The organism is Streptococcus caledonicus (assembly GCF_042656225.1).
GTDB lineage: Bacteria > Bacillota > Bacilli > Lactobacillales > Streptococcaceae > Streptococcus > Streptococcus caledonicus.
In genome coordinates, this window is record NZ_JBHSOJ010000033.1 from 35,285 (window position 1) to 58,986 (window position 23,702).

Annotated in this window: 30 protein-coding genes and 1 pseudogene; 27 read left to right on the top strand and 4 right to left on the bottom strand. The window is 39.9% G+C overall.

Going from position 1 to position 23,702, the window contains the following annotated elements; genetic code table 11:
* Positions 1-7: 7 nt before the first annotated feature.
* From dhaQ to ACFPQ3_RS11415, 8 genes are all read left to right on the top strand, one after another.
* Positions 8-994 carry a DhaKLM operon coactivator DhaQ gene (gene dhaQ / locus ACFPQ3_RS11380; protein WP_156805904.1) on the top strand — a complete coding sequence of 329 codons (987 nt, stop codon included), beginning with the start codon at positions 8-10 and terminating at the stop codon, positions 992-994.
* 279 nt (positions 995-1,273) lie between these two features.
* The gene (gene ilvD, locus ACFPQ3_RS11385) at positions 1,274-2,986 is read left to right on the top strand and encodes a dihydroxy-acid dehydratase (RefSeq protein ID WP_156805905.1); all 1,713 of its coding nucleotides are present in this window, start codon (positions 1,274-1,276) and stop codon (positions 2,984-2,986) included.
* 74 nt (positions 2,987-3,060) lie between these two features.
* Positions 3,061-3,495: an NUDIX hydrolase gene (locus ACFPQ3_RS11390; RefSeq protein WP_156805906.1), complete on the top strand. Its 435-nt coding sequence runs from the start codon at positions 3,061-3,063 to the stop codon at positions 3,493-3,495.
* Between the two features lie 603 nt (positions 3,496-4,098).
* Complete coding sequence (gene relB / locus ACFPQ3_RS11395; protein ID WP_156805907.1) at positions 4,099-4,392, top strand: type II toxin-antitoxin system RelB/ParD family antitoxin; 294 nt, start codon at positions 4,099-4,101, stop codon at positions 4,390-4,392.
* The gene (locus tag ACFPQ3_RS11400; protein ID WP_232323199.1) at positions 4,364-4,702 is read left to right on the top strand and encodes a type II toxin-antitoxin system RelE/ParE family toxin; all 339 of its coding nucleotides are present in this window, start codon (positions 4,364-4,366) and stop codon (positions 4,700-4,702) included. Before relB ends, ACFPQ3_RS11400 begins: the two co-directional genes overlap by 29 nt.
* Before the next feature lie 25 nt (positions 4,703-4,727).
* Positions 4,728-5,129 (top strand): NUDIX domain-containing protein, encoded by a 402-nt coding sequence (locus tag ACFPQ3_RS11405; RefSeq protein WP_162012426.1) that lies wholly within the window; start codon positions 4,728-4,730, stop codon positions 5,127-5,129.
* Positions 5,130-5,281: 152 nt separating this feature from the next.
* The gene (prmA, locus tag ACFPQ3_RS11410; protein WP_156805979.1) at positions 5,282-6,235 is read left to right on the top strand and encodes a 50S ribosomal protein L11 methyltransferase; all 954 of its coding nucleotides are present in this window, start codon (positions 5,282-5,284) and stop codon (positions 6,233-6,235) included.
* Complete coding sequence (locus ACFPQ3_RS11415) at positions 6,236-6,979, top strand: 16S rRNA (uracil(1498)-N(3))-methyltransferase (RefSeq protein WP_156805909.1); 744 nt, start codon at positions 6,236-6,238, stop codon at positions 6,977-6,979.
* Positions 6,980-7,018: 39 nt separating this feature from the next.
* On the opposite strand, the gene ACFPQ3_RS11420 is transcribed toward ACFPQ3_RS11415, so the two are convergent.
* Entirely contained in the window at positions 7,019-7,426 is a 408-nt protein-coding gene (locus ACFPQ3_RS11420) for an STM3941 family protein (RefSeq protein ID WP_380434554.1), read from the bottom strand.
* 212 nt (positions 7,427-7,638) lie between these two features.
* On the bottom strand, positions 7,639-8,406 hold the full coding sequence (locus ACFPQ3_RS11425; RefSeq protein WP_156805910.1) for an epoxyqueuosine reductase QueH: 768 nt from the start codon (positions 8,404-8,406) through the stop codon (positions 7,639-7,641).
* A 231-nt stretch (positions 8,407-8,637) separates the two neighbouring features.
* Between ACFPQ3_RS11425 and ACFPQ3_RS11430 the strand changes: the two genes are divergently transcribed.
* The 15 genes and pseudogenes from ACFPQ3_RS11430 (at position 8,638) to ACFPQ3_RS11500 (ending at position 19,549) form a co-directional block, all read left to right on the top strand.
* Positions 8,638-9,636, top strand: a complete 999-nt coding sequence (locus ACFPQ3_RS11430) for a LacI family DNA-binding transcriptional regulator (RefSeq protein WP_156805980.1) — start codon at positions 8,638-8,640, stop codon at positions 9,634-9,636.
* A gap of 185 nt (positions 9,637-9,821) precedes the next feature.
* Positions 9,822-11,483: pseudogene (locus tag ACFPQ3_RS11435) on the top strand (PTS transporter subunit IIBC); the annotation flags it as partial.
* A gap of 106 nt (positions 11,484-11,589) precedes the next feature.
* The gene (locus tag ACFPQ3_RS11440) at positions 11,590-12,432 is read left to right on the top strand and encodes an endonuclease/exonuclease/phosphatase family protein (RefSeq protein ID WP_156805911.1); all 843 of its coding nucleotides are present in this window, start codon (positions 11,590-11,592) and stop codon (positions 12,430-12,432) included.
* Between the two features lie 138 nt (positions 12,433-12,570).
* Positions 12,571-13,425 carry a 4-(cytidine 5'-diphospho)-2-C-methyl-D-erythritol kinase gene (gene ispE / locus ACFPQ3_RS11445; RefSeq protein WP_156805912.1) on the top strand — a complete coding sequence of 285 codons (855 nt, stop codon included), beginning with the start codon at positions 12,571-12,573 and terminating at the stop codon, positions 13,423-13,425.
* Between the two features lie 108 nt (positions 13,426-13,533).
* The gene (locus ACFPQ3_RS11450) at positions 13,534-13,977 is read left to right on the top strand and encodes a zinc-dependent MarR family transcriptional regulator (protein WP_156805913.1); all 444 of its coding nucleotides are present in this window, start codon (positions 13,534-13,536) and stop codon (positions 13,975-13,977) included.
* Complete coding sequence (locus ACFPQ3_RS11455; RefSeq protein WP_156805914.1) at positions 13,978-14,688, top strand: metal ABC transporter ATP-binding protein; 711 nt, start codon at positions 13,978-13,980, stop codon at positions 14,686-14,688.
* A complete protein-coding gene (locus ACFPQ3_RS11460; protein ID WP_156805915.1) occupies positions 14,678-15,490 on the top strand; it encodes a metal ABC transporter permease in 813 nt (270 codons plus the stop codon). The genes ACFPQ3_RS11455 and ACFPQ3_RS11460 overlap by 11 nt, the downstream gene beginning before the upstream one ends.
* 159 nt (positions 15,491-15,649) lie before the next feature.
* Positions 15,650-15,829, top strand: a complete 180-nt coding sequence (locus ACFPQ3_RS11465) for a hypothetical protein (RefSeq protein ID WP_156805916.1) — start codon at positions 15,650-15,652, stop codon at positions 15,827-15,829.
* A 328-nt stretch (positions 15,830-16,157) separates the two neighbouring features.
* Positions 16,158-16,352, top strand: coding sequence for a helix-turn-helix transcriptional regulator (locus ACFPQ3_RS11470; RefSeq protein WP_156805917.1), 195 nt, complete (start codon positions 16,158-16,160; stop codon positions 16,350-16,352).
* 9 nt (positions 16,353-16,361) lie between these two features.
* A complete protein-coding gene (locus ACFPQ3_RS11475; protein ID WP_156805918.1) occupies positions 16,362-16,547 on the top strand; it encodes a hypothetical protein in 186 nt (61 codons plus the stop codon).
* Complete coding sequence (locus tag ACFPQ3_RS11480) at positions 16,531-16,698, top strand: hypothetical protein (protein ID WP_156805919.1); 168 nt, start codon at positions 16,531-16,533, stop codon at positions 16,696-16,698. The genes ACFPQ3_RS11475 and ACFPQ3_RS11480 overlap by 17 nt, the downstream gene beginning before the upstream one ends.
* A 13-nt stretch (positions 16,699-16,711) precedes the next feature.
* The gene (locus tag ACFPQ3_RS11485; RefSeq protein ID WP_156805920.1) at positions 16,712-17,173 is read left to right on the top strand and encodes a hypothetical protein; all 462 of its coding nucleotides are present in this window, start codon (positions 16,712-16,714) and stop codon (positions 17,171-17,173) included.
* A 122-nt stretch (positions 17,174-17,295) separates the two neighbouring features.
* The gene (locus ACFPQ3_RS11490) at positions 17,296-18,123 is read left to right on the top strand and encodes an ABC transporter ATP-binding protein (protein WP_156805921.1); all 828 of its coding nucleotides are present in this window, start codon (positions 17,296-17,298) and stop codon (positions 18,121-18,123) included.
* Entirely contained in the window at positions 18,116-18,811 is a 696-nt protein-coding gene (locus ACFPQ3_RS11495; RefSeq protein ID WP_156805922.1) for an ABC transporter permease, read from the top strand. Before ACFPQ3_RS11490 ends, ACFPQ3_RS11495 begins: the two co-directional genes overlap by 8 nt.
* Before the next feature lie 60 nt (positions 18,812-18,871).
* A complete protein-coding gene (locus ACFPQ3_RS11500) occupies positions 18,872-19,549 on the top strand; it encodes a CPBP family intramembrane glutamic endopeptidase (RefSeq protein ID WP_198039894.1) in 678 nt (225 codons plus the stop codon).
* Between the two features lie 75 nt (positions 19,550-19,624).
* On the opposite strand, the gene proC is transcribed toward ACFPQ3_RS11500, so the two are convergent.
* Positions 19,625-20,395: a pyrroline-5-carboxylate reductase gene (gene proC / locus ACFPQ3_RS11505; RefSeq protein ID WP_156805924.1), complete on the bottom strand. Its 771-nt coding sequence runs from the start codon at positions 20,393-20,395 to the stop codon at positions 19,625-19,627.
* A complete protein-coding gene (gene pepA, locus ACFPQ3_RS11510; RefSeq protein ID WP_156805925.1) occupies positions 20,392-21,462 on the bottom strand; it encodes a glutamyl aminopeptidase in 1,071 nt (356 codons plus the stop codon). The genes proC and pepA overlap by 4 nt, the downstream gene beginning before the upstream one ends.
* A 138-nt stretch (positions 21,463-21,600) precedes the next feature.
* On the opposite strand from pepA, the gene ACFPQ3_RS11515 reads away from it, so the two are divergent.
* The 4 genes from ACFPQ3_RS11515 to rnpA all read left to right on the top strand — a co-directional run bounded on the left by ACFPQ3_RS11515 (position 21,601) and on the right by rnpA (position 23,693).
* Complete coding sequence (locus tag ACFPQ3_RS11515; RefSeq protein ID WP_156805926.1) at positions 21,601-21,894, top strand: DUF4651 domain-containing protein; 294 nt, start codon at positions 21,601-21,603, stop codon at positions 21,892-21,894.
* A complete protein-coding gene (locus ACFPQ3_RS11520) occupies positions 21,891-22,205 on the top strand; it encodes a thioredoxin family protein (RefSeq protein ID WP_156805927.1) in 315 nt (104 codons plus the stop codon). Before ACFPQ3_RS11515 ends, ACFPQ3_RS11520 begins: the two co-directional genes overlap by 4 nt.
* Positions 22,206-22,591: 386 nt before the next feature.
* A complete protein-coding gene (gene ytpR / locus ACFPQ3_RS11525) occupies positions 22,592-23,218 on the top strand; it encodes a YtpR family tRNA-binding protein (RefSeq protein ID WP_156805928.1) in 627 nt (208 codons plus the stop codon).
* A 97-nt stretch (positions 23,219-23,315) separates the two neighbouring features.
* A complete protein-coding gene (rnpA, locus tag ACFPQ3_RS11530; protein WP_156805929.1) occupies positions 23,316-23,693 on the top strand; it encodes a ribonuclease P protein component in 378 nt (125 codons plus the stop codon).
* The last annotated feature ends 9 nt before the right edge of the window (positions 23,694-23,702 follow it).

Below are 23,702 nucleotides of genomic sequence, written 5' to 3' on the forward strand. Positions count from 1 at the left end.
AAAGTTTATGGTACAAGTATGTAACAAGGGAATGGATTTTGTATTAGAAAGTATTGAAGCGATTACTCAGGTTAATGCTCATTTAAAGCAAATTGAGGATTTAGCAGCAGTCTACTATCGTGAAGTGTCGGAAAATCAGATTCCGATACTATCAGGTGGTGGTAGTGGACATGAACCAGCTCACTTTGGTTATGTAGGAAAAGGTATGTTGACGGCTGCCATCAGTGGACCGATTTTTGTGCCACCGTGCGCTAATGATATTTTAAAGGTCATTCGTTTTTTGAATCGTGGAAAAGGTGTGTTTGTCATCATCAAAAATTTTGAAGCTGATTTGCGCGAATTTTCCCAAGCGATTTATCAAGCGCGCTCGGAAGGTATCCCGGTGAAGTATGTCATATCACATGATGATATTTCAGTAGAGACCTCTAATTTTAAATTACGACATCGGGGCGTAGCGGGGACTGTTTTACTTCATAAAATCATTGGACAGGCTGCTTATGAAGGGGCAAGTTTAGAAGAATTGGAAAGACTTGGATTGGAAGTGGCGACGGCAATGGCAACACTAGGATTTGCGACTAAACCTGCCACAATTTTGGGTGACAACCATCCAATGTTTCAATTAGAACCAGGAAACATTTCATTTGGGATTGGCATTCATGGCGAACCTGGTTATCGCACAGTTCCATTTCAATCTTCGGAAATATTAGCTAATGAATTGATTAATAAGCTCAAAATGAAGTTAAAGTGGCAAGATAGGGAGTCATTTATTTTGGTGATCAATAATCTTGGTGCAACTTCTAAAATGGAAGAATTAATCTTTACAAATGATGTATTAGAGTTTTTGGCACTGGATGAATTAGAAATCGTCTTTACCAAAACAGGACGCTTAGTTACCAGTCTTGATATGGCTGGTTTGTCTATTACACTTTGTCGTTTGCAGGATAAGAAATGGCTCCAATATCTTCAAGCACCAACAGATGCCTTTGGATGGTAGGGATGAAATAAGAGAAAAAGTGAAGCGGAGGGATGTGTTTTTATTGGGAATGCTATTTGGATTAGCTAAAAAATGACTAGTTTTATTAATATTCGGGTTATTACTCTTTTAACCTGCCAACTTTATATGATAAATTCGGCAGAATCTGAATCATGGGACAACTTATCACGAAGTTTTTCTCCATCCATTTAAGACCTAAACAATAAATTGACAGAAAATTCAACCAAATTTTTAGAATTATGGTAAAATAGATAAAAATCAAGGTAAGAGGATAGTGATATGACTGAAAATAATCTAACTAACCCGCGTCATCGCTCTGCGATTTACGATAGTATGGTCAAGTCGCCAAACCGTGCCATGTTGCGTGCGACAGGGATGACGGATGAGAATTTTAAGCAGCCGATTGTTGGGGTTATCTCGACTTGGGCTGAGAATACGCCGTGTAATATTCACTTGCATGACTTTGGGAAATTAGCTAAGGAAGGGGTCAAGGATGCTGGGGCATGGCCTGTTCAGTTCGGAACCATTACTGTAGCTGACGGAATTGCCATGGGGACGCCTGGGATGCGTTTTTCACTAACTTCTCGTGACATCATTGCGGATTCCATTGAGGCTGCGATGGGTGGGCACAATGTGGATGCCTTTGTCGCTATCGGTGGCTGTGATAAAAATATGCCTGGTTCCATGATTGCTATTGCTAATATGGATATTCCTGCTATTTTTGCCTACGGTGGTACCATTGCTCCAGGTAATCTGAATGGCAAGGACATCGACCTTGTATCTGTTTTTGAAGGTATCGGGAAATGGAACCACGGCGACATGACTGCCGAAGAAGTGAAGGCTTTGGAATGTAATGCCTGCCCTGGGCCTGGTGGCTGTGGCGGTATGTACACGGCAAATACCATGGCAACAGCTATCGAAGTCATGGGAATGAGCTTGCCAGGGTCATCATCTCACCCAGCGGAATCAGCAGAGAAAAAAGCTGACATTGAAGAAGCAGGTCGTGCCGTTGTCCGTATGCTTGAGTTAGGTCTGAAGCCGTCTGATATTTTGACGCGCGAAGCCTTTGAAGATGCCATTACAGTAACTATGGCGCTCGGTGGGTCAACCAATGCCACCCTTCACCTGTTGGCAATCGCTCACGCGGCTAATGTTGATTTGACCTTAGAAGACTTTGATGCGCTTCAAGCAAAAGTGCCTCATTTGGCCGATTTGAAACCATCTGGTCAATACGTTTTCCAAGACCTCTATGAGGTTGGAGGCGTGCCAGCCGTCATGAAATACTTGTTGAAACATGGTTTCTTGCATGGCGACCGCATCACATGTACTGGTAAAACAGTCGCAGAGAACTTGGAAGCCTTTGATGACTTGACACCTGGTCAAAAAGTTATCATGCCACTTGAGAATCCAAAACGTGCCGATGGCCCATTGATCATCCTTAAAGGAAACTTGGCACCAGATGGAGCTGTGGCTAAGGTATCAGGGGTTAAGGTTCGTAACCACACGGGTCCAGCTAAGGTCTTTGACTCGGAGGAAGCTGCTATTGAAGCGGTTCTTACCGATGAGATTGTTGACGGTGATGTGGTAGTTGTGCGTTACGTTGGTCCAAAAGGTGGCCCAGGTATGCCTGAAATGCTGTCACTATCATCTATGATTGTTGGTAAAGGTCAAGGCGATAAGGTTGCCCTTCTGACGGATGGTCGTTTCTCAGGTGGTACTTACGGTCTCGTTGTCGGACACATTGCCCCAGAGGCGCAGGATGGCGGTCCGATTGCCTATTTGCGTACAGGAGACCTTGTTACCGTTGACCAAGATACCAAAGAAATCACCATGCATGTTTCTGATGACGAAATAGCAGAGCGTAAGAAAACGACTGTTATCCCACCACTTTATAGCCGTGGGGTTCTCGGTAAGTATGCTCATACCGTGTCATCAGCAGCTAAAGGTGCTGTGACTGATTTCTGGAACATGGACAGAAGCGGGAAAGCTTAAGAAGCTCAAAAATACTATTATGACCGTATTTAGCAGTACCGCTCAGCTATTGTCAAGAATAATGGAAGGAAAACATGGATCTATTAGATGAAAGATTTCCCTTTTCGGGAGCGAAAATTGCCCTACTAAATGGGGACAATATTCTCAGTATTTTGCGTGATGATATTCCAACCATCCCCTATCCAAATACTTGGGATCTAGCTGGAGGCGGTCGTGAGGATAATGAAACGCCCTTTGAATGTGTCCAACGTGAGACGTATGAAGAGTTAGGGATTACGCTTTCTAAAGAAAGCATTCGCTGGGTTAAACAATATCCAGGTATGATTGATCCAACAAAAGACTCTGTCTTTATGGTCGGAATGATTAGCCAAGCAGACATTAATCAAATTGTCTTTGGAGATGAGGGACAGGGCTGGAAGATGATGCCGATTGAAGGATTTTTAAACGATGATCAAGTTTATGATAGTCTCAAAGCACGATTGAAGGATTATTTAGAACAGAGAAATTAAAGACGGTCGCTTTTCTCTGAAACATTGCTTGATAACCTAAATAGAACATAAAAAGCATAGAATCAGTATTAGTAATAAAATAGCTGATTTTATGCTTTTATTTTGGTTGTTGACATTTGATTTTATGATGTCCTTATACTTAACAAAAATCAAAAATTACTTTTTTTGCTTCTTTCTAAAAAGGTACGGACGCAAGCAACCTCCTACGGAGTTTCATTGCTACTTTTTGAGCCTGTTTTTCGCAGTAGATGATTGGCTGTACTTGTCGACTCCTCGACAGCGTCCAACCTAATCATCCTTGCGGGGGAACTACTACGAAATTGACTTTCAATTTCTGTAGTTCTCCCAAAAATCCGTTCATATCGATAGTAAACTCTCGATATGAATACCACTATAGCGAAAGAAACATTTTAGCTTCACTTCGTTCGGTAGTCCATCAAAAGTATTAGAGGTTCTAAAATGCTAATTTTGATTTTGGATGAGTATTAGAGGCAAAAAATAAAGAATTCGTAGTTCTATGAAGGTGAGTCTCATAGGGCTTTAAATTGCTGAATAGTGGCGAATGTGTTAAAATGTATATACAAAATATACAAAGGAGAAAGAATGGCTACGATTCAAAAGAATTCTCAGTTTAGTTTTCGGACGGATGCAGATTTATTGCAACGTGCAAAAGAAATTGTTGGTTATGAAAACTTAGATATGACGACCTTGTTTAATAATCTGTTACAGACTGTCGTTGAACAAGAGCGTGTCCCTGCTATGCTATTAGACAATGAAAAGTCAAAAAAAGATTGCATTGTAGATGAACTGTTCTCTGAAATTCAAAAGGGCTATACCAGCTACCTTGATGGCAAAGGGAAGTCTGTTGATGAGGTATTTTCAAAATATGGTTCGTGAGTTGCGGATTATGCCCGAAGCAGAGGCTGATTTAGATGAGATTTACCACTATATTTTGAAGCGTTTTTTAGCACCTCAGGCTGCCGAAACCACCATGACCAACATTCGTTTAGCAATGGAGCAGTTTTTAGAAGTGCCAGACCTTGGTATTGATGTGACAGAACGAATAGGGAGACAATTTTCTAAGGACCATACGCTACGGATGACACTTGCTGGGAACTATCTCGTCTTTTACATCGTCAATGACAAAGCAATCGCTGTATTGCGAGTGCTGTATCAAAAGCGCAATTGGGTTGAGGTGTTTAGGTAAAGGGGAGCTAAGTAAGGAGAGAAAAATGACTCAATTATTTTTTGGAATAAAAGCGCTAGTACTAAATGATGAAGGAAAGTTTTTGGCAGTACATAAAACAAAACAAGCCTCTCCATTATTGGAAATACCAGGTGGTCGAATGGAATTTGGTGAAACAATTGAAGAAACGCTAATTCGTGAGATGAAAGAAGAAACCAATTTAGTTGTTGCTCCTAAAAAAATTTTGACCACATGGAATTATATGAAGAAGACAGGTGACTTTCAAGTAGCGGGACTTATATACTTGGTAGAAGTAGAAAACTTATCATCTTTAACGTTATCTGAAGAACATGATAGCTGCACCTGGTTAGGTTTTGATGAATTGAATTTATTAGTGCCGCATTTCAAAAACGCTTTGGAAAACATAGAATGTAGTAATTTGTTTTAAATAAAACGAACAGAAAGGAAATGGTTTAGTTAGTTTATCTAACTGAACCCGCCCTAAACACTGTGTCAAAAAGATAAAGTTCTCCTAGATGCAAGCATCGTCGGAGTCTTTCCTATTTTGACGTTGTGTTTTACGGGCTTGGTATTTTAATGATGAACAACTGGAAAGAATTAACCATTACTGTCCATCGTGAGGCAGAGGAAGCTGTTTCAAATTTATTGATTGAGACAGGGAGTCAGGGGGTTGCGATTAGTGACTCGGCGGATTATATTGGTCAAGAGGATCGTTTTGGCGAGCTGTATCCTGAGGTGGAGCAATCTGAGATGATTGCGGTGACGGCTTACTATCCTGATACTATGGATTTGGAGGCGGTCAAGGCTGAGATTGAGGCTGGTCTTGCGGAGTTGCCTGATTACGGTGTGGCGACAGGGGCTGTCCGCATTGACAGTCAGGATTTGGCTGAGGAAGATTGGGCAGAGAATTGGAAGAAATACTATGAGCCTGCTCGTATCACGCGTGACTTGACCATTGTGCCGTCTTGGACGGACTATGAGGCGACAGATGGAGAGAAAATTATTAAGCTAGATCCCGGAATGGCATTTGGTACGGGGACTCACCCAACAACCAAGATGAGCCTTTTTGCTCTTTCGCAGGTGCTTCGTGGTGGGGAGACGGTGATTGATGTGGGAACGGGTTCAGGCGTTCTTTCCATTGCCAGCTCGCTTCTTGGCGCCAAGGAGATTTTCGCCTATGACCTTGATGATGTGGCGGTGCGCGTGGCTCAGGAGAATATTGACATGAACCCAGGGATGGAGAATATCCATGTGGCAGCAGGAGATCTTCTGAAAGGTGTGACGCAAGAAGCTGATGTCATCGTTGCCAACATTTTGGCGGATATTCTGATTCATTTGACCGATGATGCGTACCGTTTGGTCAAGGATGAGGGCTATCTCATCATGTCTGGAATTATTGCCGAAAAACTGGATATGGTCCTCGAAGCGGCTTACAGCGCAGGCTTTTTCCTCGAAACGCATATGATTCAGGGCGAGTGGAACTGTGTGGTCTTTAAGAAAACCGACGATATGTCGGGCGTGATTGGAGGCTAGATGCAGCAGTATTTTGTAAATGGCAAAGCAGAGAAGCTAGTAACCATCGCTGATAAGGATACTATCAAGCACATGTTTCACGTCATGCGTTTGACTGACGGTGATGAGGTGGTTTTGGTCTTTGAAGATGGCGTGAAGCACTTGGCGAAAGTGTCAGACAGCGCCGCCCATCAATTTGAATTGGTAAAAGAGTTAGCTGACAATGTGGAAATGCCAGTCCAAGTGACCATCGCCTCAGGCTTTCCAAAGGGAGACAAGCTAGATTTGGTCACACAAAAAGCAACAGAACTAGGTGTTAGTGCTATCTGGGCTTATCCTGCCGACTGGTCTGTGGTCAAGTGGGATGGCAAAAAATTAGCTAAGAAAGAAGAAAAGCTGGCGAAAATTGCCCTCGGCGCCGCAGAGCAGAGTAAACGCAATCGTGTCCCAAACGTCACTTTGTTTGAGAAAAAGGCAGATTTTTTAGCACAGCTATCAGCTTTTGACAAAACTTTCATTGCCTACGAAGAAACGGCTAAAGCAGGTGAATTATCAGCCTTGGCGCGTGAATTAAAGGCGGTGAAAGAAGGGGACAAACTTCTCTTTATCTTCGGTCCAGAAGGTGGTATCTCACCAAAAGAAATCGAAGCCTTTGAACAAGCTGGTGGTATCAAAGTTGGTTTAGGTCCTCGCATCATGCGAACAGAAACCGCGCCACTCTATGCTTTGTCGGCAGTGAGTTATGCCTTGGAGATGGCGAAATAAGAAACAAAGGCAGGCCGAGTGACCTGTCTTTCATAATTTTTAATACCGTTCGCCATAGTTTTGTTCAATGGTAGCCAGAATGTTTTCAGTTTTTTGATTGCTAGTGTTTAGGATGATGTTGACTAATGGAAATCCTAACTTACGGTTTGTCAGGTATGCTTTCTTTGCCCAGCTATTTATGCGGTTCAGATACTTTTCTTCATTGAAGAGATAGGCTGAGATAAAGGTTTGGGTAAAGTAATAGGTTAACTGGATATCCTTGATATCTTTCCAAGGAATAGTTTGGGTAACTCTAATGGCTGCTGATTGGTCTAAAATGCCATCATCGTTAACAATTAATAAGGGTCTTGGGAAAATAAGGCGTTTGAAAAAAATAACGGCACACTGTAAAGAACACTCCTGATGGTAGTGTGATCGAGCGCAGTAATATAGGTATTTCAGAGGGATTCATCACCCAAATGGTAGTCGCTGCTAATATAAAACTAAGTGAGCCGATGAGGTAGAGAAAGGTTAGGTAGCGTTTGGGGTAAACAATAATAGGTGTCATAGTCTTGCTTTCTCATGGATGGTGAAATGGGCAATCGTCCTCCCGACAAAAATATTAGAGAGGTGTATAGTGTGACATTGAAGTAACTTGAATTATCTTGTTTTATATCTTATCAAATTTCCTTCCCGCTCACGACAAATCGGATATGGGAGTAGTCACGTTCAAGGTCTTTACCTGTCATGAAGGCTTTGCCATCTTTTTTGACTTGTATGAGGTCAATGCCTTGGGCTTGGGCACCAAAGACACAGCCGCAGTAGCATTGGCGGTAGATGTCATATTCAGCACACATTTCCACGGATCGTTTGTAGCCTTGGTTTTTCTTGAAATCACTTGGCAAATACTGGGTGTCGTAGATTTTTTGCACTTCCAGACCGACGGCATTGATGGTCTGGGAGTTTTTATGTGGACTGATGGTCAGCGCACTGCCAAAGTAGTCAAAACCTAGCTCGACAGCCTTGGCTGCAGTTTTGTCTAAGCGGTAATCGTAGCAGACCTTACAACGGTCACCGCCTTCTGGCTCATCCTCAAGACCGTGAACTTTTCGGAAAAATTCGTTTGGTTCATAAGGGGCAGCTAAAAATTGCACCTGTTGACCAGCATTGCTATTAAAATCATTGACAAATTTTTGTGTGACATAGCTTCGGCGTTCGTATTCGATTTTGGGATGAATGTTGGAATTGGCAAAATAAATCGTCACATCACAAAATTGGGTGATGTACTCTAAAGTATAAGTACTACATGGCGCGCAGCAAACATGCATGAGGACACTTGGTCGGGTGTTTTCTGCCTGCCATTTTTTGACCATTTGTTGCATGACTTTATCGTAGTTGACTTTTTGATTAGGATTCATGCGTGAGAGAATCTCTTCAACGTTAATCATCTGGATGCCTTTCATTGGTTCTTATTTTCTAGTCTAACATAGAAAATGGGAAATCGCACAGCTATTTTACCAAAAATATCGCTGAAAATCATTTAGTGTGAGATGTTTTTTGACTTTTATTATCTATACTTTTTAAGATAGCACCGTACTTTAAGTTTTTAAGTTGACAGTTTTTTAGAAAATGCTATCCTAAGGCTATTAGGAATGAATATGAAAGAAAGAAATGATGATATGGCAACTATCAAAGACGTCGCAAAGCTAGCAGGAGTTTCTGCCTCTACGGCCTCACGTGTACTCCATAATAACAACATGATTAGTGAAGCTACCAAGGTAAAAGTTAGAAAAGCAATGGAGGAGTTAAACTACTCTCCAAACTACTCAGCTCAAAATCTCGTAAAACGTGATTCTAATATGGTAGGAATTGTCTTGCCAGTGCGCGAAAATCAAGAATCGCTTGGTAACAACCCTTTTTTCATGCAAATTATTCAAGGTATTAGTAGTGTCTGTACAGATTATAATTTCATGGTTAGTCTAGCAACAGGGCGTAGTGAAGCAGAATTACTTAAAAATGTTGAAACGCTCATCCGTAGTGGAAACATCCGCCGTCTCATTTTCCTATACGCTAAAAAAGATGACCCTGTTTTTGAAGCGGTTCAAAAAGAGAAAATCCCCTGTGTCGTTGTCGGTCAACCCTATAGCAAGGTTCCTTCATGGATCACCTTCGTGGATAATGACAATCGCAGAGCAGGAGAAGATGCGACCCGTTTTCTGATTGAAAAAGGCTATAAAGACCTCGTTTATACCTATACAGATATGGCAGAGCTAGTACAAGCAAACCGTTTTGAAGGCTATCAATTAGCGATGGAAGAAGCAGGGCTGTCACCTAAATTACTCCATCTTCCAAGGCAAGAAGATGACACTAATCAAGAACAGTTGTCACACTATTTAGCCAAAGAAACCGTTACAGGATTTGTTAGCATTGATGATATGTTGGCTCTTCGCTTACAACGCTTTTTATTCCGCATTGACAAATCACCGAGTGACTATGCTATGATAAGTTTCAATAATTCAATGATGACAGAGCTCGCTAGTCCCTCTCTAACCTCAGTGGATATTTTTCCATACCAATTAGGAGAACTTGCAGCTAAGCAGTTGGTCAGTCCAAACGAAAGCAAAGACCACCTCATTGTCGCACACGAAATCATAGAACGCAACTCTTCAAAAGTCTAATTAAATCTTCTAATTAGGCTTTTTTTGTCAGTTTTAAGTAAGGAAAGAATTAAGAGTTGATGAGCTTAACTTCTGTGAAATATTTTTAGAAAACGCTTTACAAAATAAAAAAGTGTGCTATAATAAGCTTATCAAAACAACGCAAACGTTTGCACCGTAATGCAAACGTTAGCATAGGAGGACTTATGAAAAACTTAAAAGAAAAATTCGGTTTTGAATTTTGGCAAAAGTTCGGTAAGTGTTTAATGGTTGTTATCGCTGTTATGCCTGCTGCTGGCTTGATGGTCAGTATCGGGAACTCAATTCCCCTTATTGCACCAGGTAATGCTGTTTTAGCAACAGTTGGTAATGTTGTTGCACAGATTGGTTGGGCAATTATCGGTAACCTTCACTTGCTCTTTGCTTTAGCCATTGGTGGAAGCTGGGCTAAAGAACGTGCTGGAGGTGCATTTGCTGCTGGTCTTGCCTTTGTCTTGATTAACCGTATTACTGGGGCGATTTATGGCATTTCTAGTGCTATGTTATCTGATTCAGAAGCAGTTGTGACGAGCTTCCTTGGGACTAAAATGGCAGTAGCTAACTATTTTACCAGTGTTCTTGAAGCGCCAGCACTTAACACGGGTGTCTTTGTCGGTATCATTTCAGGTTTTGTGGGTGCGACAGCTTTTAATAAATACTACAACTACCGTAAGCTACCTGATGTGCTCTCTTTCTTTAACGGTAAACGTTTCGTACCATTTATTGTTATTTGGCGCTCAGTATTAACAGCTATCGCTCTTGCCTTTATCTGGCCTGTTATCCAATCAGGAATCAATGGTTTTGGTATGTGGATTGCGACTTCCAAGGAATCTGCACCATTCTTTGCCCCGTTTGTTTATGGTACCTTAGAACGTCTTCTTTTACCATTTGGCTTACATCACATGTTGACCATTCCAATGAACTACACAGCTCTTGGTGGTACCTATGATGTTTTAAGCGGTGCTGCTAACGGTACTCAGGTATTTGGACAAGACCCACTCTGGTTGGCTTGGGTAACAGATCTTATTAATTTTAAAGACGCTGGTGATACGGTTGCTTATAGTGATTTGTTTACAGCATTTACTCCAGCTCGCTTTAAAGTTGGTCAAATGATTGGTGCGACTGGTACACTTATGGGTGTGGCTCTTGCTATGTACAAAAACGTTGATGCCGATAAGAAAAAACAATATAAAATGATGTTTATCTCAGCAGCGGCAGCTGTATTCTTGACTGGTGTTACTGAACCACTTGAATTCATGTTCATGTTCGTTGCTATGCCACTTTACGTTGTTTATGCCTTTGTTCAAGGTGCCGCGTTTGCATTTGCCGACCTTGTGAACCTTCGTGTTCACTCATTTGGTAACATTGAACTTTTAACACGTACACCAATGGCGATTAAAGCGGGTTTGGGTGGTGACTTGATTAACTTTGTTTGGGTATCACTTCTTTTTGCAGTGGTAATGTATTTCATTTCCGATATCATGATTCGTAAAATGAAACTTGCAACTGCAGGTCGTCTTGGTAACTATGAAAACGAAGAGGCTTCACAAGATGAAGAATCAGCTACAGTTAATAAAAATTCACAAAGTGTGCAAATCATCAATCTTCTTGGTGGTCGTGGCAACATTGTCGACGTTGATGCATGTATGACACGTCTTCGTGTTACTGTTCAAGATGCGTCTCAGGTTGCGGATGAAGAAGCTTGGAAAAAAGTTGGTGCCCTAGGTCTCTTCTTGAAGGATAATGGTGTCCAAGCGGTTTACGGACCAAAAGCTGATATTTTAAAATCTGATATTCAAGATATTCTAGATTCAGGTGTGACCATTCCGACAACTGAAAAATAAACGTGATTATGAAATAGCTGAGTGATTACCTGCTCAGCTTTTTCCATTATTAACAAATACAGTAGAGTTGATAACGACTAAAGGAGAACTCATGAAATTATTAACCTTAAACACCCATTCTTGGATGGAAGATCATCCAGAAAAGAAATTGGAACAATTGGTGGAGCATATTTTACAGGAAGATTATGACATTGTCTGTCTTCAAGAAATTAACCAGTTGATGACGACTTCACGTGTAGTAGCGCCAGCGGATTATCAAGCCTTGCCTTCTGCGCCAGTTTTACATGAGGATCATTATGCTTACCTTTTGACGGGAAAATTGGCACAAAAAGGGAAACGTTACTACTGGTCTTGGGCTTATAATCATATTGGTTATGACCGTTATCATGAGGGGGTTGCCTTACTTAGTAAAACGCCAATTGAAGTTCAGGAACTTTTGGTTTCGGATGTTGACGATGATACGGATTACCATACAAGGAGAATTCTTTTGGCGACGACAGAGGTCACTGGTAGAGCACTTACGGTAGCAAGCCTTCATTTATCGTGGTTTGGTAAAGGTTTTGAAGGAGAATGGCAAATTCTTGAAGACCATTTACAATCACATTCTTACCCAATCGTTCTTATGGGAGACTTTAACAACCCTACAGACCAAGAAGGGTATAGCATGATTGTCAATAGTTCCTTAAATGTAGTTGATAGTCATCAGGTAGCAAGCCATGTTTTAGGCAATTATACGATTTTAGCAAATATTGATGGTTGGGAAGGTAATCAGCAAGCTCTAAAAGTTGACCATGCCTTTGTCAGTAAAACGTTAAATGTTGTTTCCTCAAAAGTTATTTTTGACGGTAAAGCGACCCCGATTCTTTCCGATCATTTTGGATTAGACATTGATATAGAATGGAATGAAGTCTCAGAAACTGTATTCACAAGTTGACATTTTTAGTATCTCTACACATAAGGCCGATAGTCAAAAAAATGTGAAGATAAGTTCTAAATGATGAGGGAGCAAATCCCTCTTTTTGTCTTTTATTTTATGGTATAATGATTAAAAATCATTTGAAAGGGGACGAAGATGGAAGTTATTGAAAAAGCACCAGCCAAGATTAATCTTGGATTGGACATTGCTGGGAAACATCCAGATGGTTATCATGAACTATCCATGATTATGGTGAGCGTTGACCTAAATGATTACATCACTTTAAAATTGCTTGAGAGTGATGAGATTAAGATGAGCTCTGATAATCATAAAATGCCCCTTGATGAAAAAAATGATGTTTATAAAGCAGCTCTGCTTTTAAAAGAAAAATATAGCATTACAAAAGGAGTTGACATTACGCTTCAAAAATCAATTCCAATCTGTGCCGGTCTTGGAGGGGGGTCTAGCGATGCTGCAGCAACTATTCGAGGTCTAAATAAACTATGGCATCTTGAGATGAGTAAGGAAGAGATGATTGAGATAGGTTTTCAAATTGGAAGTGATGTTCCTTATTGTCTTGAAGCGGGTTGCTCTTTGGTGACAGGTAAGGGAGAGATTGTGGAACGCCTTGAAACTTCACTTTCTTCTTGGGTTGTTCTTGTCAAGCCTCATTTCGGCATTTCAACACGAACAGTCTTTCCTAAAGTTGATTTAGAAACCATTTCGAGGGTTGATATTTCGTCATTGAAAAAAGCGCTGCTGGCTAAAGACTATGAAGGTATGATAAGCTATATGGGGAATTCTTTGGAAGATGTGACCATAGCGCGTAAGCCTTTTATCCAAAAAATCAAGGATCGCATGCTTAAATGTGGCGCTGATGTCACACTGATGACAGGTTCTGGGCCCACCGTTTTTGCCCTTTGTCCAACAGAAAAGCGTGCTGACCGCATTGTTAATAGCATGAAAGGATTTTGTAAAGAAGTCTACAAAGTTCGCATTTTGCAGGGGTAAATCTTGCTCCTGTCTTTTTATTGTGGTATAATTAACCAGTTAATGAAGCGATAAGGCTTTGCCAATGAAAAAGAATCTAAAAATATGATTTCACCTTGGAGGTTTAAGATGACAGAATTAGCACACCAATTAGATGCCCTAATCAATCGCATTCTCTTAAAAGCAGAAAATCAACATGAATTACTCATTGGTTCTTGTGAAAGTCATGTAAAATTGACCAATACGCAAGAACATATCCTTATGCTGTTATCTCAAGAAAATTTGACAAGTTCTGATCTGGCTAAGAGGCTCAATGTTAGCCAAGCAGCGGTGACTAAGGCCGTTAAAAGTCTAGTCGGAAAAGGAATGCTGGAAACAACTAAAAAAGAAGAAGATGGGCGTAGTCTACATTTGACATTGACCGCTGATGCCACTCCGATTGCGGAAGAGCATAGCCACCACCATGACAAGACAATTTCAGTTTATAATGGTCTTTTAGAGGATTTTTCTGAGGAAGAGCAATTGATTATTAGTCGTTTTATTACGATATTTTCTAAGAGATTGGAGGACTAGATGCGCTATATTACCGTTGAAAATCTGTCGTTTCAATACGATGGAGAGCCTGTTCTAAATGAAGTCGGCTATTATTTAGATAGTGGTGAATTTGTGACTCTAACAGGTGAAAATGGGGCTGCAAAGTCGACCTTAATCAAGGCTACGTTAGGCGTTTTAAAACCTAAGAAGGGGCAAGTGACGATTTCTAAGGTCAATAAAGATGGGAAAAAACTTCGTATTGCCTATTTACCACAACAGATTGCTAGTTTTAATGCAGGCTTTCCAAGTACGGTTTATGAATTTGTACGTTCAGGGCGCTATCCAAGACAAGGTTGGTTTCGGCATCTGACCAAACATGATGAAGAGCACATTAAGGCCAGTCTTGAGGCTGTTGGCATGTGGGAAAATCGTCATAAACGGTTGGGAGCCCTGTCTGGTGGTCAGAAACAACGTGTTGTCATTGCGCGCATGTTCGCCAGCGATCCAGATATTTTCGTACTTGATGAGCCAACAACAGGTATGGATTCTGGAACGGCCCAGACTTTTTATGAACTGATGCACCACTCAGCTCATAAGCATGGAAAATCGGTCCTTATGATTACTCATGATCCAGAAGAAGTTAAAGATTATACTGACCGAAATATCCATTTGGTGAGAAATCATGACCTCCCTTGGCGTTGTTTTAATGTACATGAAGCAGATGAGGAAGGAGGAATACATGCTCACTGATATTTTAGCCTATGACTTTATGCAACGAGCTCTATGGGCAGTGGTTGCTATTTCTATTTTTGCACCGATTTTAGGAACCTTTTTAATTTTGCGTCGGCAAAGTTTGATGTCTGACACCCTCAGTCACGTTTCTTTGACAGGTGTAGCACTAGGAGTGATTAGCGGTGTTAACCCGACTTGGACCACCATTCTTGTGGTCTCGATAGCAGCAGTTATTTTAGAGTATTTACGAACAGTCTACCGCCATTATATGGAGATTTCAACTGCCATTTTGATGTCAATGGGCTTGGCTTTGTCCTTGATTTTAATGAGTAAATCAGACTCTTCCTCAGGAGTTAGCCTTGAGCAGTATCTTTTTGGTTCTATTATCACAATTAGTCAAGAACAGGTGATTGCCCTCTTTGTGATTGCTGGAATCGTACTCTTGCTGACGGCTTTCTTTATCCGTCCCATGTATGTCTTAACCTTTGACGAGGACACAGCCTTTGTGGATGGCTTGCCTGTTCGCCTTATGTCTACGCTTTTTAACGTGGTAACAGGGGTTGCGATTTCGCTTACCATTCCAGCAGCAGGAGCGCTTCTAGTTTCGACAATCATGGTGCTTCCAGCTTCCATTGCCATGCGATTAGGAAATAATTTCCGATCAGTCATCGTTATGGGCATTATCGTTGGTTTTATCGGCATGGTGTCAGGGATATTTCTATCGTATTATTGGGAAACACCAGCCAGTGCGACTATTACCATGATTTTTATTATTCTATTCCTTGTAACTAGCTTGGTTAATGCTCTAATAAAAGACTAACTTAAAAACTACTTCGGTGGTTTTTTTCTTGTGTGGAAAAATAGCAGAGTATAAAATATCAAAACTTTTTACATTTTTTGTAAAACACGCTTGACATTTTATGTAAAGCAAGCTATACTTTTTTTGTAAAGCGAACTTGACAAAAAGGAGATAATCAAGATGAAAAAACTAACAGAAAAAAAGATTCTATCAGATGCTAAGCAAACTCTATTTGCAATACCAGTTTTATTAGGATTTTTTCTGTGGCAAGCTATTCAAAGCAATGACTGGATTTTATTTATGGTAATGACAGTTTTATTAGTGCTGGTAGATGGTTATAAAAATACTCGTTTACTATGAGATAAAGCCTATCGTAAGAGATACCTTATTAAAAAGAATGATGAACGTAATACTCAGGTTGAGCATTTAGCTTATCGAAAATGATGCAAGTTTTAATGGTTGGCGGAATCTTTCTTTCTCGAACTGTTTTTGGTTATGTATATGATGAACTAACTGCAGGACAAAGAGGATTATTGCACTAGCTATACTTGGAGTTGGCTTAGTTATGTCTGGATTATTTCATGCGATTAAATATTATTATTCGCGTCAACTTTGATAAATAAAAAGAAAGGAACATTTAGGTGTAAACGAGGGATTGGTATGCTTAGAACCTTAAGGTGTGATTATTATGGAAACTAAAATTCAAGAGCTAAGAAAAGCACAAAAGCTCAGTCAGGCAGAGTTGGCAGATGAGTTGGAAGTTACCAGACAAACAATCATCTCCCTTGAAAAAGGGCGCTATAATGCTTCACTAGAGCTGGCCTATAAAATAGCCAAATTTTTTGGTAAAACAATCGAAGACGTTTTTATATTTGAAGATTAGGAGGAAGCGATGATGAAAAAGAGTGAAGAGTGGTTACCTGTTGGAATAATAATTTTGAGTTTGTATTCTTCAGGTGAGAGTATTCTAGGGATTGGAAAAGTGTTATTACTGGGAACGATAGTAGCAATGACTATTATTTGTCTTGGAAAACAAATAGATAAAAAGAGAAGGCATAATCATGAAAAAATTACTTAAAGAAATTATTATAATGATGGGAATTGTTTTTGGGGCAAGCTATGCTATAAGTGGCTATACCTTCATTCAGCGTATTGGAATGATGATAGTAGCGGGTCTTGTTTATTTCATGGGACAAGTAGCCATGAAACAGTTACGTCAAACAAATTAGGAAAGAGTTAATCATGTTAAAACTATTAAATGATATCTTACAAAACTTTGGAAAACAACAGTCCAAAGAGCATTTTAAAAAAGAATTGACTATAAAAGCAAAAATTGGAATGGTACTTAGCTTACTTATATTCCTATCACTTTTTTACTTATCATTAAGCTCTTACACACTAGGATTTTTGATAGGTTTAGCTATTGGAGTCTTAACAGTCAGTTTACGAGTATTTTTCTTAGCCAGAAACGAGAAATCCTTTAATCGCTATTACATTTTCTATTATGATGAGAGAAGTCGTCATATTAGAAATTTAGCAGCGCAACTAACCTATGCTTTGTTAGTGTTATTTGTCATGGGCCTTCTGGTGCTATTTGCTTTTTGGCAGATAACATTAGACTATCACGTATTGCTAGTTGTTCTATTATTTACCACTTTGTTAGGACAAACAGTGATTAAGGCTGGTTTAGACAAATTACTGTAATAGTGATGATCTAATCTGGTCATTCAGGGTGAAAAAATGACATTTCAGGACAAAGATAATCAAAAAGGAGTTATCTACCGTATACTGGATACATCAATAAGAGAGATGAAGGGGAAATAAACATGGTGATTAAAGTATCAAACTTAACAAAACATTTTGGCTCGCAGGTGGCTTTGGATAAGATTTCGTTTGAGATTGGGGAAGGTCAGATTTTTGGTTTTCTTGGGCCATCAGGGTCAGGAAAGACCACGACCATCAATATCTTAACTGGACAATTACTAGCGACAGAAGGTTCGGCAGAGGTTTTTGGAAAAGCTGCGCAGGATTTGACATCAGAAGACTTGGCAACAATTGGCATTGTCAGTGACACCAGTGGCTTCTATGAAAAGCTGACGCTTTATAAAAATATGCAGGTTTACGCTAAACTTTTCGGCGTGAGCAATAAAGGTGTCGACGGTTTGCTTAAAGCAGTAGGAATTTATGAAGCCAAGGATAAGCCAGCTGAGAAATTGTCAACAGGGATGAAGCAACGCATGCTATTAGCGCGTGCGCTCATCAATCAACCTAAGGTCCTTTTCCTAGACGAACCAACTAGCGGACTTGATCCCTCAACCTCACGTGTTATTCACGAGTTGTTGTTGGATTTAAAAGCGAAAGGAACAACTATCTTTTTAACAACTCATGACATGCATGAAGCAACGCTACTTTGTGACCATTTAGCACTCCTTCACCAAGGAAAACTAGTAGAAACAGGTACCCCATCAAACCTTATTAAGAAATATTATACTGACAAAAAAGTTGTCGTTGCTTATCAAGATGGCAGTACAAAGGAAGTTACTTATGATACTTTATCTACTTTAGAAACATCAACGATTGAAACAATTCACTCATGTGAACCAACTTTAGAAGATGTCTTCATCACATTGACAGGAGGTGCCTTAAATGTTTAAATGCCTATCAGCTCTTATTTGGAGCCGTAAAGAAATTCTCCTTGCTAATAAACAAACAGCAGTCATGCTACTAATGCCTGCAGGCTTTATCGCTCTTTATTCTTTTATGTTTAAGGATATGCCAAACAGTCATGATATGATTTTTGGGATGGTATTACCTATGATTTCAGCGATGATTGGATATGTTTTACCAACTTTAATAGCAGAGGAAGCTGAAAAAAATAATCAGCGTACCCTGATATTATCAGGTGTTAAAGTTTGGGAATATGTGATAGCTAGTCTCTTTATTCCGTTTGCGACTGTTGTCGTTTATCTAGTAGCTCTGCCTTTTGCATTAAACATTGACTTGTCAAATTGGGTAAACTATCTAGCAGTTTCTATTTTAACCTCTCTGGTAACTATTTTGCTCTATCTAGCAGTAGCTTTAGTCTGTGATACACAGGCAAGAGCTACTATTTCAGCAATGCCTGTAATGATGGCAACGATGCTTTTACCAATGATGGCTATGATGAATGAAGATATGGGAAAATGGATTACCTATACACACATGGGTGCTTATACGAAATGGAATTTACAAGGAGCAGAGTACCCTCTATCAGATAAAAGTTTTTGGTTCTTAATATTATGGTTAGTGGTGTCAGTTGTGCTTGTTTTCTATTTTGCCAAGAAGAAGCATCTCAAAAAATAAATTGACAAAACAACGATAAAGTTGTACTATATCAACAATTCAAGAAAAAGGAAAATGATAATGAAAAAACATGTACTCAGGGGACTTGTATATGGTCTGCTAGCGATTATGACTTATGGTACCAGTCAGTTAGTTCAGCTACCAGCTCTACTTTTTTTGAAAGATAATGGAAATGCTCCTTTAACAGGGCTACAGTTGACAATGAGTTTAGTAATTTATTTTCTTGCTATTGTTGGCGTATTTTTCTTGGCACTTAAATTAAATTTAATTAAGCCTAAAGAAAACTTAAACTGGAAAAAACTTGCTCTATTTCTCTTTGGAGGGGAAGTAGCGATATATGCTGTTAGTATGATTGGAGTTATCATTTCCTTAGCAATGGGGGATGAGATTCTAGCGACTAACCAAGCAGCAATTGAAGAGTTGATAACTCAACTTCCTGCTATTTTGATGTTCACAATGATTGTACTGGGTGCTCCAATCATGGAAGAAACGATTTGTCGAGGACTTATTCCTCGCATGTTTTCAACAAACTGGCGTTGGTTAGGTTATATCGTTGGAGCGATTTTGTTTGGACTTGCTCACGTACCTAATACTGTCGGCACAGCGGTTCAATATATTGGGATGGGGCTTGTACTATCAGCAGTCGCTTATTTCAGCAAACGGCTAGAATATAGTATGCTGTTACATTTTTTACACAATAGCATAGGATTTTTGATTCTGTTGTTGCAGATTAAATAGTTTAACTATAATCGCTAACGGTATGGTGAATCCGTCTCGTTTCTAGTAATAAAAAAACTTGTAGACGTCAATGTTCTACAAGTTTTTTGCTTTTTCGATGGTTTTGTCAATAGCAGAGCTGGTAGCATGGGTCAGACCCAAACGTTCTAATTCCATCAGCCCAGCGATTGTTGTTCCGCCTGGGCTACAAATCTTGTCAATCAACTCATGAGGACTGTCTGGGCCAGACCAGATAGTCTGAGCTGTTGATTGAACTGTTTGAGCAACGATGTTCAGAGCTAACGATTTTGGGAAACCGTTTTTAACTCCTGCTTTCGCCAAAGCTTCAATAAATAAGGCGATGTAGGCAGGGCTAGACCCTGCTAAGGCTGTAAAGGTATCAAAATCTTTCTCTGCAATCTCAAAGGTAGTTCCAAAACTATTGCAGATTTCCTTAGTTAAATCAAGTAAATCTGGGGTTACTTTGTCATTAGTAGAGATGGCTGTGGTACTTGCAAGTAACTGAGCATTGATATTAGGCATGATACGAATGAGGGGAAGCTCTGGATTTGTTAATTGTCCCAAACGATCTAGTGTGATACCAGCTGCCATTGAGATGACAGGTTGTTTAAAGGTTAGTGGTGACAAGACAGCCTCAAAGAGCTGAGGTTTAATTCCTAAAATGATTATGTCTGATTGATCAATCAAATCTTGGTGTGACTGGGCAAAAGAAACATTGAGCTGCTCTGCGATTTCTTGAGAACGTGCTAAAGAAGCACCCGAAATAATCAGGTCATGCTCAGTGGTCTTTAAGCCTGTGATAATCGCGCTAGCCATTTTGCCAACGCCAATGAATCCTATTCTCATTTGTAACCTCGGATAGTATCAACAGTTGAACGGTCAAGGCGTTTTACGATGGCTTGTAAGAAAGCTTGTGCTTCTAAGAAATCATCCATAGCATAGAGGGTTTGGTGGCTATGAATGTAACGGGCGCAGACACCGATGGTTGTTGATGGGACACCACCGTTTTTAAGGTGAGCAGCACCAGCATCAGTTCCTCCTTTACCGCAGTAATATTGGAATTTAACACCAGCTTCTTCAGCAGTTGTGAGCAAGAAGTCTTTCATGTCCTTGAGCATAATGTGACCTGGGTCATAGAAACGAAGAAGAGTGCCGTCACCGATTTTCCCTTGGTCCCCATAGATGTCCCCAGCAGGTGAGCAGTCAACTGCAAAGAAGAGCTCTGGATCAAATTTAGTCGTTGAAACATGAGCCCCACGAAGACCAACTTCTTCTTGCACGTTAGCGCCAGCGATAAGGGTATTTGGGAGATCTTGACCTTTTAAGTGCTCTAAAAGCTCTGTTACCATGAGGACACCGTAGCGGTTATCCCAAGCCTTAGAAATGATGTTTTTCTTGTTGGCGGTTAAGATGGTTTCAGACTCTGGGATAATAATGTCTCCTGGGCGCACGCCAAAGATTTCTGCTTCAGCCTTATCAGAAAAACCAGCATCAAAAATAATGTCAGCAACACGAGGAATGCTAGGAGCTCCGCCATTGCCACGCATTAAATGTGGAGGTACGGACCCAGAAATAACAGGGAGTTTGTCGCCTGATTGGGTGTGTAACACAAAGCGCTGTGAGCTAACAACGAGTGGATTCCAGCCACCGATTTCAACTACGCGGAAGGTGCCGTCAGCCTTGATATCGCTAATCATGAAACCAACTTCGTCCATGTGAGCTGCAACCATGATACGAGGTGCATTTTCCTCTTGGCTATGTTTGATACCAAAGATACCACCAAGTCCATCAGTCTCTACCTCATCAACGAGGGGAGTTATTTTTTGACGCATAAAGTGACGAACATCGTGTTCAAAACCAGCAATGCCGTGCAATTCTGTAACTTCTTTAATTTTTGAAAATAAATGATTCATTTCGGTCTCCTTAAACTGAATAGCTATGTTTTATTTTATCACTCTATGTTAACTTTGTCAGTTTTTTATCAAGGAAATGGATGACTTTTCTTTCTTCTTTTAAGACAAAAATACTTCTTTTGTGTTAAAATAAAGGTTATGAAGAAAAATCGATTTGCCTTCCTAGCAGGTATCTTAGGGCTAGGTGGTCTTGCAGCTGCTGGGGTAGTTGCTCGCCAAAAGCAGTTAGAGAAAGAGCGCCAGCAAATCCTTACGGAAGTGCGAGAATTTTTTGTGCCTTTTGGAACGATTTCGGTTGTTTATGTCAATGATTTTGAATCCATCAGACGTTTGGTGACTGGTGGTGTGGTATTTGAAGATGGTGTAACCTTTTATTTTAGTTATGACCATGGTGATATCAATTATCGCCTAGAGGAGGAGTTAGATAAATGATTATTCCTAAAACGATTGAAGAATTGGCAACTTTTGTTGAGGGAGCTGATAAAACAGTTTTCTTTTTCACGGCAGACTGGTGTCCAGATTGTCAATTTATTTACCCAGCTATGACAGAAATTGAGTCAAAATTCCCTGAGATGACCTTTGTTCGAGTGGATAGGGATGAGCATTTGGAACTCGCTCAGACTTGGAATATTTTTGGCATTCCAAGCTTTGTTGTGACACAGAATGGTGAAGAGCTAGGTCGTTTGGTTAATAAACTGAGAAAAAGTAAAGAAGAAATTATCAGTTTTTTAGAAAAACTCTAAAAATGTGTTCGGACGGCAGATACTTTCATTTAGCTAATAGACTAGGTATGGAAATTTCTCAATTTAAATCTAAACTTTTGATTATTAGAATGGTGACAAATAGTTCAAAGTTGTTTTCACCGTGTCGAAATGTTCTATAAGGATGTTTTGGGTTGTGATTGCTTGGTAAAATATTTTTAGGGAATTTGCTTGTGTTTGATATTGCTCAGTAAGTATTGTTTGATCACTCTGAATGGTTGATTTGAAAAAACGATGTAGACAAATTTGGTGAGAGCTTTTTGGCAGTCTTGAGGTTTTGAATGAGTTTGCGAGTTGTTTAGTATAAGTCACTGGAAGAGATAAATAAAAAAGATTAAAAGAATAAAAATTATAGTTAAGGAAATATAATGATTTTTGCATATAACAAAGACCAAGTGGGAGATACTCTCCTTGTTATTTTACAGGATACCAAAGATATAAAACGTGATGTGGAACGTAGAGGTAAGGTAGCCCGTGTTTATGATTTATCAAGTGGCAAAACGCTTGCTTGGAATATTTTTGAAGTATCAAGTTTGATTGCTATTGAAGGAAATGGTCAGGTTATCTTATCAGATGATGATGTTGCTATTTTAAATCAAGAACTTGCTAAAGAAGGCTTTACAGAAGAACTTGTTAATGATAAAGGCCCATTTTTTGTAGTTGGTCAAATTGTTGAGATGGTGGCACATCCAGATAGTGATCATCTAAACATTTGCCACGTTCAGGTAGCTTCTGATAAGACGGTCCAAATCGTGGCAGGTGCCCCTAATGCGGCTATCGGATTAAAAACTATAGTTGCCTTGCCTGGTGCTATGATGCCTAGCGGCAGCCTTATTTTCCCAGGGAAACTTCGTGGTGAAGATAGTTATGGCATGATGTGTAGTCCTGGTGAGCTTGCTTTGCCCAACGCCCCACAAGTGCGTGGAATCATTGAATTAGACGATTCAGCGGTAATTGGTGAACCGCTAGACGTCAAAAAGCATTGGAAAGCCTAAAAACAGTTAAAAATCCGCGAAAAACCTCTATTCTAGGGGTTTTAGCTTTTTCTGAAATATGATATAATGTAAAAAATGTAGAACTTGGAGTCTTATCGTGAAAAAAAGCTATCGCGTCAAGCGTGAGAAAGACTTTAAGCTAGTTTTTCAAAAGGGTACAAGCGTAGCTAATCGAAAATTTGTAGTTTATAGTCTTCCAAAGGACCAACCTCACTTTAGAGTAGGTCTCTCAGTCAGTAAGAAATTGGGCAATGCGGTAGTCAGAAATCGTGTGAAACGTCGGCTCCGCCATTTGGTCAAAGATCTATCGCCTCACCTTGTGACGACAGACTTTGTTATTATTGCTCGTAAGGGAGTAGAAAGCCTTACTTATCAAGAAATGAAAAGTAATTTAATTCATGTCTTAAAGTTGGGGAAACTTTATAGTGAGGAAGAGGAGTTTACTTCTTCCAAAATATTTGTAGATAAAGTGTGATTTTCTACG

What these genes read in the sequence shown, in the direction of transcription:
- ACFPQ3_RS11500 (WP_198039894.1), top strand. Translation starts at nt 18,872, where the DNA reads ATGAAAAAACATGTACTCAGGGGACTTGTATATGGTCTGCTAGCGATT.
- ACFPQ3_RS11520 (WP_156805927.1), top strand. Translation starts at nt 21,891, where the DNA reads ATGATTATTCCTAAAACGATTGAAGAATTGGCAACTTTTGTTGAGGGA.
- ACFPQ3_RS11460 (WP_156805915.1), top strand. Translation starts at nt 14,678, where the DNA reads ATGCTCACTGATATTTTAGCCTATGACTTTATGCAACGAGCTCTATGG.
- ytpR (WP_156805928.1), top strand. Translation starts at nt 22,592, where the DNA reads ATGATTTTTGCATATAACAAAGACCAAGTGGGAGATACTCTCCTTGTT.
- ilvD (WP_156805905.1), top strand. Translation starts at nt 1,274, where the DNA reads ATGACTGAAAATAATCTAACTAACCCGCGTCATCGCTCTGCGATTTAC.
- ACFPQ3_RS11485 (WP_156805920.1), top strand. Translation starts at nt 16,712, where the DNA reads ATGTTAAAACTATTAAATGATATCTTACAAAACTTTGGAAAACAACAG.
- ACFPQ3_RS11415 (WP_156805909.1), top strand. Translation starts at nt 6,236, where the DNA reads ATGCAGCAGTATTTTGTAAATGGCAAAGCAGAGAAGCTAGTAACCATC.
- proC (WP_156805924.1), bottom strand. Translation starts at nt 20,395, where the DNA reads ATGAGAATAGGATTCATTGGCGTTGGCAAAATGGCTAGCGCGATTATC.
- ACFPQ3_RS11455 (WP_156805914.1), top strand. Translation starts at nt 13,978, where the DNA reads ATGCGCTATATTACCGTTGAAAATCTGTCGTTTCAATACGATGGAGAG.
- ispE (WP_156805912.1), top strand. Translation starts at nt 12,571, where the DNA reads ATGGAAGTTATTGAAAAAGCACCAGCCAAGATTAATCTTGGATTGGAC.
- ACFPQ3_RS11495 (WP_156805922.1), top strand. Translation starts at nt 18,116, where the DNA reads ATGTTTAAATGCCTATCAGCTCTTATTTGGAGCCGTAAAGAAATTCTC.
- ACFPQ3_RS11470 (WP_156805917.1), top strand. Translation starts at nt 16,158, where the DNA reads ATGGAAACTAAAATTCAAGAGCTAAGAAAAGCACAAAAGCTCAGTCAG.
- pepA (WP_156805925.1), bottom strand. Translation starts at nt 21,462, where the DNA reads ATGAATCATTTATTTTCAAAAATTAAAGAAGTTACAGAATTGCACGGC.
- ACFPQ3_RS11405 (WP_162012426.1), top strand. Translation starts at nt 4,728, where the DNA reads ATGACTCAATTATTTTTTGGAATAAAAGCGCTAGTACTAAATGATGAA.
- ACFPQ3_RS11515 (WP_156805926.1), top strand. Translation starts at nt 21,601, where the DNA reads ATGAAGAAAAATCGATTTGCCTTCCTAGCAGGTATCTTAGGGCTAGGT.
- ACFPQ3_RS11390 (WP_156805906.1), top strand. Translation starts at nt 3,061, where the DNA reads ATGGATCTATTAGATGAAAGATTTCCCTTTTCGGGAGCGAAAATTGCC.
- dhaQ (WP_156805904.1), top strand. Translation starts at nt 8, where the DNA reads ATGGTACAAGTATGTAACAAGGGAATGGATTTTGTATTAGAAAGTATT.
- ACFPQ3_RS11440 (WP_156805911.1), top strand. Translation starts at nt 11,590, where the DNA reads ATGAAATTATTAACCTTAAACACCCATTCTTGGATGGAAGATCATCCA.
- ACFPQ3_RS11480 (WP_156805919.1), top strand. Translation starts at nt 16,531, where the DNA reads ATGAAAAAATTACTTAAAGAAATTATTATAATGATGGGAATTGTTTTT.
- ACFPQ3_RS11425 (WP_156805910.1), bottom strand. Translation starts at nt 8,406, where the DNA reads ATGATTAACGTTGAAGAGATTCTCTCACGCATGAATCCTAATCAAAAA.
- relB (WP_156805907.1), top strand. Translation starts at nt 4,099, where the DNA reads ATGGCTACGATTCAAAAGAATTCTCAGTTTAGTTTTCGGACGGATGCA.
- ACFPQ3_RS11450 (WP_156805913.1), top strand. Translation starts at nt 13,534, where the DNA reads ATGACAGAATTAGCACACCAATTAGATGCCCTAATCAATCGCATTCTC.
- ACFPQ3_RS11430 (WP_156805980.1), top strand. Translation starts at nt 8,638, where the DNA reads ATGGCAACTATCAAAGACGTCGCAAAGCTAGCAGGAGTTTCTGCCTCT.
- ACFPQ3_RS11400 (WP_232323199.1), top strand. Translation starts at nt 4,364, where the DNA reads ATGAGGTATTTTCAAAATATGGTTCGTGAGTTGCGGATTATGCCCGAA.
- ACFPQ3_RS11465 (WP_156805916.1), top strand. Translation starts at nt 15,650, where the DNA reads ATGAAAAAACTAACAGAAAAAAAGATTCTATCAGATGCTAAGCAAACT.
- ACFPQ3_RS11475 (WP_156805918.1), top strand. Translation starts at nt 16,362, where the DNA reads ATGATGAAAAAGAGTGAAGAGTGGTTACCTGTTGGAATAATAATTTTG.
- ACFPQ3_RS11490 (WP_156805921.1), top strand. Translation starts at nt 17,296, where the DNA reads ATGGTGATTAAAGTATCAAACTTAACAAAACATTTTGGCTCGCAGGTG.
- prmA (WP_156805979.1), top strand. Translation starts at nt 5,282, where the DNA reads ATGAACAACTGGAAAGAATTAACCATTACTGTCCATCGTGAGGCAGAG.